The sequence below is a fragment of the Saccharothrix coeruleofusca genome (assembly GCF_014648515.1).
In the GTDB taxonomy this organism is placed as follows: Bacteria; Actinomycetota; Actinomycetes; order Mycobacteriales; family Pseudonocardiaceae; genus Actinosynnema; species Actinosynnema coeruleofuscum.
The window spans coordinates 733,751-741,752 of the sequence record NZ_BMRG01000001.1 but is presented as its reverse complement, the minus strand read 5'-3'; the positions used below and the strand labels follow the sequence as shown (position 1 = coordinate 741,752).

Annotated in this window: 9 protein-coding genes; 5 read left to right on the top strand and 4 right to left on the bottom strand. The window is 70.3% G+C overall.

Annotated elements, in window-relative coordinates:
* Window positions 1-263 precede the first annotated feature (263 nt).
* On the top strand, window positions 264-995 hold the full coding sequence (locus tag IEZ00_RS03865; RefSeq protein WP_189221578.1) for a TetR/AcrR family transcriptional regulator: 732 nt from the start codon (window positions 264-266) through the stop codon (window positions 993-995).
* Here IEZ00_RS03865 and IEZ00_RS03860 read toward each other — a convergent pair.
* A complete protein-coding gene (locus IEZ00_RS03860) occupies window positions 985-1,383 on the bottom strand; it encodes a hypothetical protein (RefSeq protein ID WP_189221577.1) in 399 nt (132 codons plus the stop codon). The genes IEZ00_RS03865 and IEZ00_RS03860 overlap by 11 nt on opposite strands.
* A 236-nt stretch (window positions 1,384-1,619) precedes the next feature.
* Between IEZ00_RS03860 and IEZ00_RS03855 the strand changes: the two genes are divergently transcribed.
* Entirely contained in the window at window positions 1,620-2,267 is a 648-nt protein-coding gene (locus IEZ00_RS03855; RefSeq protein ID WP_189221576.1) for a hypothetical protein, read from the top strand.
* Here the strand turns inward: IEZ00_RS03855 and IEZ00_RS03850 are convergent.
* Entirely contained in the window at window positions 2,257-2,448 is a 192-nt protein-coding gene (locus tag IEZ00_RS03850) for a hypothetical protein (protein WP_189221575.1), read from the bottom strand. The genes IEZ00_RS03855 and IEZ00_RS03850 overlap by 11 nt on opposite strands.
* Before the next feature lie 113 nt (window positions 2,449-2,561).
* Between IEZ00_RS03850 and IEZ00_RS03845 the strand changes: the two genes are divergently transcribed.
* A complete protein-coding gene (locus IEZ00_RS03845; protein ID WP_189221574.1) occupies window positions 2,562-3,434 on the top strand; it encodes a helix-turn-helix domain-containing protein in 873 nt (290 codons plus the stop codon).
* Entirely contained in the window at window positions 3,431-3,664 is a 234-nt protein-coding gene (locus IEZ00_RS03840; RefSeq protein ID WP_189221573.1) for a DUF397 domain-containing protein, read from the top strand. Before IEZ00_RS03845 ends, IEZ00_RS03840 begins: the two co-directional genes overlap by 4 nt.
* On the opposite strand, the gene leuS is transcribed toward IEZ00_RS03840, so the two are convergent.
* Window positions 3,648-6,431 (bottom strand): leucine--tRNA ligase, encoded by a 2,784-nt coding sequence (gene leuS / locus IEZ00_RS03835; protein WP_189221572.1) that lies wholly within the window; start codon window positions 6,429-6,431, stop codon window positions 3,648-3,650. The two genes, IEZ00_RS03840 and leuS, sit on opposite strands and share 17 nt — an antisense overlap.
* 233 nt (window positions 6,432-6,664) lie before the next feature.
* Here leuS and IEZ00_RS03830 point away from each other — a divergent pair, with 233 nt between their 5' ends.
* A complete protein-coding gene (locus IEZ00_RS03830) occupies window positions 6,665-7,063 on the top strand; it encodes an SdpI family protein (protein WP_229794988.1) in 399 nt (132 codons plus the stop codon).
* A 130-nt stretch (window positions 7,064-7,193) separates the two neighbouring features.
* On the opposite strand, the gene IEZ00_RS03825 is transcribed toward IEZ00_RS03830, so the two are convergent.
* Window positions 7,194-7,775, bottom strand: coding sequence for a YqgE/AlgH family protein (locus IEZ00_RS03825; RefSeq protein WP_189221570.1), 582 nt, complete (start codon window positions 7,773-7,775; stop codon window positions 7,194-7,196).
* Window positions 7,776-8,002: the final 227 nt, after the last annotated feature.

The window sequence follows — 8,002 nt, the reverse complement described above, 5'->3', positions numbered from 1 at the left end:
TGCTGGGCGCTTCGTAGCCGCCCTGGCTGAGCTTGTCGAAGACGCCGAGGCCCCACACGCCGCCCGCCACCGCCAGCAGGGCGGTCGCGATCAGCACCACCCATCTGCGGCGATACGCCAGGGAACCCCACTTCGCGAACACACGTCCTCCTCGGTCGGTGGGTTACCGTTGCGCGACCGGCGCCAACTCGGTAAACACCGTTCACTAAGTTCGCGCCGAAGGTACCTACGGGGAGCACCGCCGACAACACGAAGGGGTGAATATGACCGAGGCCACGCGCCGGGAGAAAGTCCGCGCGGAGACCGAGCGCGACATCAGGCGACAAGCACGCGCCCTGCTCGTGGCACACGGGCGCGACGCGGTGACGCTACGTGCGATCGCCCGTGAGCTCGGCATCACCGCCCCCGCCCTGTACCGGTACTACGACTCCCGCGAGGACCTGCTCAACCACCTGTGCGAGGACATCTGCCGGGACCTCGACGCCGAGCTGTCCGCCGCGCTGACCGAGCTGCCCGACGCGCCCGCCCCCGCCCAGGTGTTCGCCGTGTGCCGGGAGTTCCGCCGGTGGGCGCTGGCGCACCCGCAGGAGTTCGCGCTGGTGTTCGCCTCCACCGACACCACGGTGCCCTGCGCGGCGGGCGGCGGCCGGGTGGACGAGCAGTTCGGCCGCGTGTTCCTCGAAGTCGCGGCGAAGCTGGTGGCCAGCGACCCGGCCCCGGCCCCGCACGCCGCCGACGTGCCCGCCGAGCTGCACGACGACCTGCGCTACTACCAGCAGATCCTCATCGCCGCGGTGGCCGACAAGGGCGGCCGGGTGGACGAGTCGGTGCTGCACCTGGGGGCTATCCACCACATCCTGCAATCCTGGGTGCGGCTGTACGGGCACGTGGCCCTGGAGGTCTTCGGGCGGTTCCCGTTCGCGGTGTCCAATCCCGAACCGATGTTCGACCTCATGCTGACCCAGATGATCGGCGAAATGGGCGTCACCGCTTGATCCAGACCACGGCGGGATCGGTTTCACCGTCGTCGAAGTAACGCAGCGCCGTTTCCGCGCTGCGCGTGGACAACTGGTGACCGCCGGCGACCACGTGAGCCGATTCGGCGAACTGCAGCCCCCAGGCGACGACCGCGGCGTCCTGCACGATCGCGAAAAGCCTCGGCACCTCCGGCGGCGCCGGGACCACCACGGTGCTCGCCGGACCGGTGTCATCGGCCCAGGCCACGAGTTCGGCGCCGCTGTGCGCCATGAGCAGGCCCAGGTCGCGCATCCAGGCGGTGAGCGGTTGGGTGTAGTCCGTGGTGCTGCGCGGGTTCTTCTCGTCCAGCAACCGGTCGATGACCCGTCGGCAATCACTGGCCACCTTGCTCACCAGTGCGAACACGACCACTTCATCTCGCTCCACCCGGTGCACTGTATTGCGCGGATAGCGCACTCCGCACTGTCCCGACGGGTGATGATCAATCGCTTCGCGAAGCGAAGTCGGGGTAAAACTGAAAAGCGTTGCGCGAACGCATCGGAACCGGTCACCCGATCCGGGCGCGGTTGTCCGCAATTATTCGCTGTACGGCCGATCCGCATCTTGTTGCATGAACACACAACACGGGATCGGGGGCGGGAATGGGACGCAGGATCGGCGGTCCTGGCGGCGGCTCGGACAAGGGCGGGACCGGAGGCGGAGCGGTGCTCGCCGGAGTCGTGGTCGCGCTCGCCGCGGCGGCGGGCGTCGGCGGCGACGCGGTGCTGAGCCGGCTCGGCGAGTCGCCCCCTCGGACGAACAGCAACAGCAAGGCCGACAACCGGAAGTCCGCGCGCGACGCCGACAGCGCCGTGGGCCGCCTCGGCCTGAAGGTCACCAAGCGGTTCGCCAGGCAGGACGCGGAGTGCCTGACCAGCTCGTGGGGCCGGGTGCGCGAGTTCCTCGCCCGCACCCCGTGCCGCTCGCTGGACCGCCTGGTCTTCGCGGTCGGCGACGGGGCGGGCGACACCGCCGTGGTCTCGGTGGTCTGGGTCGGCTTCGCCAACGGCAGCCAGACCCGGCGGTTCCGGGACGTCATGGACGAGTACGGCAGCGGTGACATCAAGCCGCTGGGCAGTGGCCTGCTCGGCTTGGCCGACGTCCGCTTCACCGCCGCCCACTACGGATCGCGGGTCAGCGGCAGCACCACGACCGTCGCCGAGACCGAAGCGCTGACCGGCCACGTCGACGCCGACCTGCTCGACGCCCTGGCCGAGGTCGCCGCCGAACTGCCACGCCCTACGAGGTGACCCAGACGACCTGCGGGTCATCGGCGTCGGCGTCCTGGAAGTAGCGCAGCGCGGTGTGCGCGCTGCGAGTGGACAAGTGGTGGCCGCTGGAGATCACGTGGGCGGAGTCGGTGAACTCCAGTCCCCAGGCGGCCACCTCGGCGTCCTGCACGATCGCGAACAAGCGCGGCACGTCTTCCATTGTTCTGCTCCTTGGGATTCGTGGTTGCCGCACAGTAGCCGCCTACACGTGTGCATCGGCATTCATCAATCGAGTGATGTATTGGGTGACGCAGGGTGGTTAGGGTGGCGCGCATGGCGATGGAGTGGACCCGCCGCAAGGCGATGCTCGGCAAATTCATGAAAACGCTTCGCGAGCGGGTCCAGCCCCGCCTCACCCCCGAGCAGGCGGCCAAACAGGTCAAGTCCAACCGCACCACCCTGCACCGGATGGAAAGCGGGATCACGCAGCCGAACTACCACTTGGTGGTCGCCCTGCTCAGCCTCTACGGGGCCACCGACGAGGAGCGGCGCAAGGCCGAACGGCTGTGGGATGCCGCGAGGAAACCCATCGCGCGAATCGAGCACGCGGCCGACCTGCCCACGAAGTACGTCGCCTTCTGCCGTGAGGAAGGACTGGCGAAACGCGAGCGAATCATCGCTTACATCGCGATTCCAGGACTGCTCCAAATCGGCGCGTACGCCTCGGCCGTCGCCGAAGCCGCTCCGGAGTTCAACGCGCGGCGTCGTAAGGGCTGGGAGAACCGGGCAGCGGCCGAGAGGCGCGCGAGGCAACAACTCCTCACCAGGACCGACCCGCTTCACCTGCACGCCGTGATCGACGAGGGAGCCGTTCGCCGCCAGGTGGGAGGGGAGGTGGTGATGCGGGAACAGCTCCGCCACCTGCTGGACATGGGCGCACGGGACAACGTGACGATCCAAGTCGTCGCGACGGGCGGAGGCGCCTACGGCACCATGTCCGGCGCCGCGACCATCCTCGACTTCGCGGAGGACGAACCATCCAGCGTCTACGTGGAGTACGCGGCGGGCGGCGAGATCCTGGACACTGAATCCGATGTCGTGGCGTTCACCCGCAGCTTCGAGCGCATCAGCCGCGACGTGGCCCTCTCGCCCGCCGCCTCGGCGGATCTGATCAAGTCCGCGCTCCACGAACTAGAGGAAAGATGACGGCCCAGACCGAATGGCGCACCAGCAGCTACAGCGGCAACGCCAATGAATGCGTCGAAGTAGCGCTCGACGCGGCGCGCGCCCGGATTCGGGACACCAAGGCGCGCGGTGGAGGCACTCTCACCTTCACCAGCGCCGGGTTCGCCGCGTTCCGCGAGATGATCGCCGACCGGACACCCGCCGGGGTGGGCTCGGGCCCACCCCGGCGGGTGTTCACAGCACCACGTTGACCAGGCGGCCGGGCACCACGATGACCTTGCGCGGCGTGCCGCCGCCCAGCAGCTCGGCCACCTTCTCCTCGGCCAGCGCCGCCGCCTCGACCTCCTCCTTGGTCGCCGAGGCGGGCACCACCACGCGGGCCTTGACCTTGCCGTTGACCTGGATCGGGTACTCCAGGGTGTCCTCGACCAGGTACTTCTCGTCGGCGGTGGGGAACGGGCCGTGCGCCAGCGAGGTGCCGTGGCCCAGCTTGGCCCACAGCTCCTCGGCCACGTGCGGGGCCAGCGGGGCCAGCATCGACACCATCGGCTCGGCCAGCGCGCGCGGCGCGCCGACCGCGCTGAAGTGCTTGGTCACGTGGTTGTTCAGCTCGATCAGCTTGGCGACCGCGGTGTTGTAGCGCAGGTTGGCGTAGTCCTCGTGCACGCCCGCGATCGTCTTGTGCAGCAGGCGCAGCGCCTCCTCGGACGGCTGCTCGTCGGTGACGCGCGACTCACCGGTGGTCTCGTCGACCAGGTTGCGCCACAGCCGCTGCAGGAACCGCTGCGCGCCCACGACGTCCTTGGTCGCCCACGGCCGCGAGACGTCCATGGGGCCCATCGACATCTCGTACACGCGGAAGGTGTCGGCGCCGTAGTTGGCGCACATCTCGTCCGGCGTGACGACGTTCTTCAGGCTCTTGCCCATCTTGCCGTACTCGCGCCGCACCTCTTCGCCGTCGAAGAAGTACTTGCCGTCACGCTCCTCCACCTGCTCGGCGGGCACGTAGGAGCCGCGCGCGTCGGTGTAGGCGTACGCCTCGATGTAGCCCTGGTTGTACAGCCTGCGGTACGGCTCGTCACCGGACACGTGGCCCAGGTCGAACAGCACCTTCTGCCAGAACCGCGCGTACAGCAGGTGCAGCACCGCGTGCTCGACGCCGCCGATGTACAGGTCGACGCCGCCGGGGTCGTCCGCGCCGTGGTCCTGCGTGCGCGGGCCCAGCCAGTACCGCTCGTTCTCGGCGTTGACGAACCGGTCCGGCTCGGTCGGGTCCACGTAGCGCAGCTGGTACCAGCACGAACCGGCCCAGTTGGGCATGGTGTTGGTCTCGCGCCGGTACTTCTTGCGGCCGTCGCCCAGGTCCAGCTCGACCTCGACCCAGTCGCCCGCGCGGGACAGCGGCGGCGACGGCTCGGAGTTGGCGTCCTCCGGGTCGAAGGTGCGCGGCGAGTAGTCGTCCACGTCGGGCAGCTCGACCGGCAGCGCCGACTCGGGCAGCGCGATCGGCGTGCCGTCCTCGTCGTAGACGATGGGGAACGGCTCGCCCCAGTAGCGCTGCCGGGAGAACAGCCAGTCGCGCAGCTTGTACTGCACGGTGCCCTCGCCCCGGCCGTGCTCCTCCAGCCAGGCGATGATCGTCCGCTTGGCCTCGTCGACCTCCAGGCCGTCCAGGAAACCGCTGTTGATGGCCGGTCCGGCGCCGGTGTACGCCTCGCCGTCGAAGTCCTCCGGCGGCCGCACGGTGCGGATGATCGGCAGGTCGAACTTGACCGCGAAGTCCCAGTCGCGCTGGTCCTGGCCGGGCACCGCCATGATCGCGCCGGTGCCGTAGCCCATCAGCACGTAGTCGGCCACGTAGACCGGGATCTCCCGGCCGTTGACCGGGTTGACCGCGTGCGCGCCGGTGAAGACGCCGGTCTTGTCCTTGTTCTCCTGCCGGTCCAGGTCGGACTTGCGGGAGACCTCGCGGCGGTAGGCGGCGATGGCCTCGGCCCGCTCGGGCGCGACGATCTCGTCCACCACCGGGTGCTCGGGGGCCAGCACCAGGTAGGTCGCGCCGAACAGGGTGTCCGGGCGGGTGGTGAAGACCTCGACGTCCCGGCCGCCCACGTCGAACCGGACGCGGGCGCCGTGCGAGCGGCCGATCCAGTTGCGCTGCATGGACTTGACCTTCTCCGGCCAGTCCAGCCGGTCCAGGTCGTCGACCAGCCGGTCGGCGTAGGCGGTGATCCGCATCATCCACTGGCGCAGGTTGCGCCGGAACACCGGGAAGTTGCCGCGCTCGCTGCGGCCGTCGGCGGTGACCTCCTCGTTGGCCAGCACCGTGCCCAGGCCGGGGCACCAGTTGACCGGCGCCTCGGACAGGTAGGCCAGCCGGTACCCGCCCAGCACCTTCTGCCGCTCGGCGCCGGTCAGCTCGGCCCACGGCCGCCCGTCGGGGGTGGCCCGCTCACCCGAGGCGAACTGCCGCTCCAGCTCGGCGATCGGCCGGGCGCGGCGGGCTTCCCGGTCGTACCAGGAGTTGAAGATCTGCAGGAAGATCCACTGGGTCCACTTGTAGTAGTCCGGGTCGATGGTGGAGATCCGGCGCCGCTCGTCGTGGCCCAGGCCCAGCCTGCGGATCTGCCGCAGGTAGGTCTGGATGTTGTCCTCGGTGGTCTTGCGGGGGTGCTGGCCGGTCTGCACGGCGTACTGCTCGGCGGGCAGGCCGAAGGCGTCGAAGCCCATCGTGTGCAGCACGTTGCGCCCGTTCATCCGGTGGTACCGGGCGTAGACGTCGGTGCCGATGAACCCCAGCGGGTGCCCGACGTGCAGGCCCGCGCCGGACGGGTAGGGGAACATGTCCTGCACGAACAGCTTGTCCGCGGGCACGTCGCCCTGGAGCGGGCCGACCGGGTTGGGCGCGTGGAACGTGCCGCGCTCCTCCCAGCGCTGCTGCCACCGCTGCTCGATCTCGCCCGCCAGCTCGGCGGTGTAGCGGAAGGCGGGCGTCTCGGCCGCCGCTTCGGTGCTCATCGGGAGTCCCTCTCCATCGATCCTGCCCCTGACATGACGAAACCCCCCAGCCCGTGGGGCGTGAGGGGTTGCCGCGCCGACCGTCGTGACGAGGTCCGCGCGGCTACATAAGGAGCAGGCGAGCCGTGCTCATGGCGTCCACGGTAGCAGCGCGGCGCAAACGCCGGTCACCGGGTGAACCGCCACGGGGGCTGGTGCCACGTCACAGCCCGGCCGCGCCTACCCTCGTCAACGTGAACATCGTGCTGCTTGTGGTGCTGGTGCTGGTGGGCGTCGCGCTCGTGGCGATCGGCGTCCTGGGCGTGCGCGGCCAGCTGCGGCGCAACCGCTTCGTCGGGGTGCGCACCGCCGCGTCGCTGCGCGACGACGAGACCTTCGCGCTGGCCAACCGGGTGGCCGGGGTGCCGAACCTGGTGGCGGGCCTGGTCGCGCTGCTGGCGGGCGCGGCCGTGCTGGTCAACCCGGCGACCGCCGTGGTGGTGGGCCTGGTCGGCCTGGTCGGCGCGGTGGCCATCGCGGTGGCGGGCGGGGTGCAGGGGCACCGCGCCGCCGAGGCGCTGCCCGAGCCGGAGAAGTCGGGCTGCTCGACGTGCGCCTGCGCGGGCGCCTGCGGCGTCCTCAGCCGCGCCTGACCCGCCTGCAAGTACTACCCGAGCCTCGTCCCGGGGCCGGTAACTACCACCCGAGGCGCGTGCTCGCGTACCACGGGTAGTAGTTACCGGCCCTGAAGCGGCCCTCAGGTAGTACTTGCCGACGCCTTGGTCAGTTGCGCTTGACGTCGGAGGGGAAGGTGGCCAGCAGCGCGGTGGGCATCCCCTGCCTGCGCAGCACGCGGCCCCACAGGTCCACGTTGGCCGGGGCGAGCACGTCGTCGGGCAGGCCGGGCACCACGATCCAGTCCTCGCGCTCGATCTCGCCCGCCAGCTGGCCCTCGCTCCACCCCGCGTAGCCCGCGAACACCCGCAGCCCGCGCACCTTGGGCAGCAGCTCCTCCGGGTCGCCGTCCAGGTCGACCAGCGCCACCGGCCCGTGCACGCCGACCACCCCGTCCAGCCGGGTGTGGTCCTCGCCGGTGCGCAGCGCGGCCAGGCACAGCGCGGTCTTCTGCTCCACCGGTCCGCCGATGTAGACCGCCTGCGGCCGGGTCACGTGCGGTCCCCAGTTGGGCAGCACGTCGTGCACGGCGACCTCGCTGGGCCGGTTGAGCACCACGCCCAGGGTGCCCGCCCCCCGGTGGTCGATGACGTAGACCACCGTGCGGCGGAAGTTCGAGTCGGTCAGGCTCGGTGCCGCAACCAGCAGGGAACCCGGTTCGACTTCGGCATCTGGTCGCACGCCCTCCATGATCTCAGAAGAACTCGGCACACCCCGCGTGGAACAACCGAGGTAGCCCGGTCGTTGCACAGGTGGTCGGGTGCTTCGTGTCCCCCGGGCTCACTAGAAACCGCCCGCGCGGAATACCGTCCGGCTGGAGCCGCGCGGCGCATGGCGCCGAGAGGCGACCGGGCATCCGACCAGCGGAGGCCGGACCCCCACCGGGGTCCGGCCTTCGCCCTCTGCACCGTCCGAAC

Coding starts and splice junctions, on each gene's coding strand:
- IEZ00_RS03840 (WP_189221573.1), top strand. CDS start 3,431: ATGACGGCCCAGACCGAATGGCGCACCAGCAGCTACAGCGGCAACGCC.
- IEZ00_RS03845 (WP_189221574.1), top strand. CDS start 2,562: ATGGCGATGGAGTGGACCCGCCGCAAGGCGATGCTCGGCAAATTCATG.
- IEZ00_RS03850 (WP_189221575.1), bottom strand. CDS start 2,448: ATGGAAGACGTGCCGCGCTTGTTCGCGATCGTGCAGGACGCCGAGGTG.
- leuS (WP_189221572.1), bottom strand. CDS start 6,431: ATGAGCACCGAAGCGGCGGCCGAGACGCCCGCCTTCCGCTACACCGCC.
- IEZ00_RS03855 (WP_189221576.1), top strand. CDS start 1,620: ATGGGACGCAGGATCGGCGGTCCTGGCGGCGGCTCGGACAAGGGCGGG.
- IEZ00_RS03825 (WP_189221570.1), bottom strand. CDS start 7,775: ATGGAGGGCGTGCGACCAGATGCCGAAGTCGAACCGGGTTCCCTGCTG.
- IEZ00_RS03865 (WP_189221578.1), top strand. CDS start 264: ATGACCGAGGCCACGCGCCGGGAGAAAGTCCGCGCGGAGACCGAGCGC.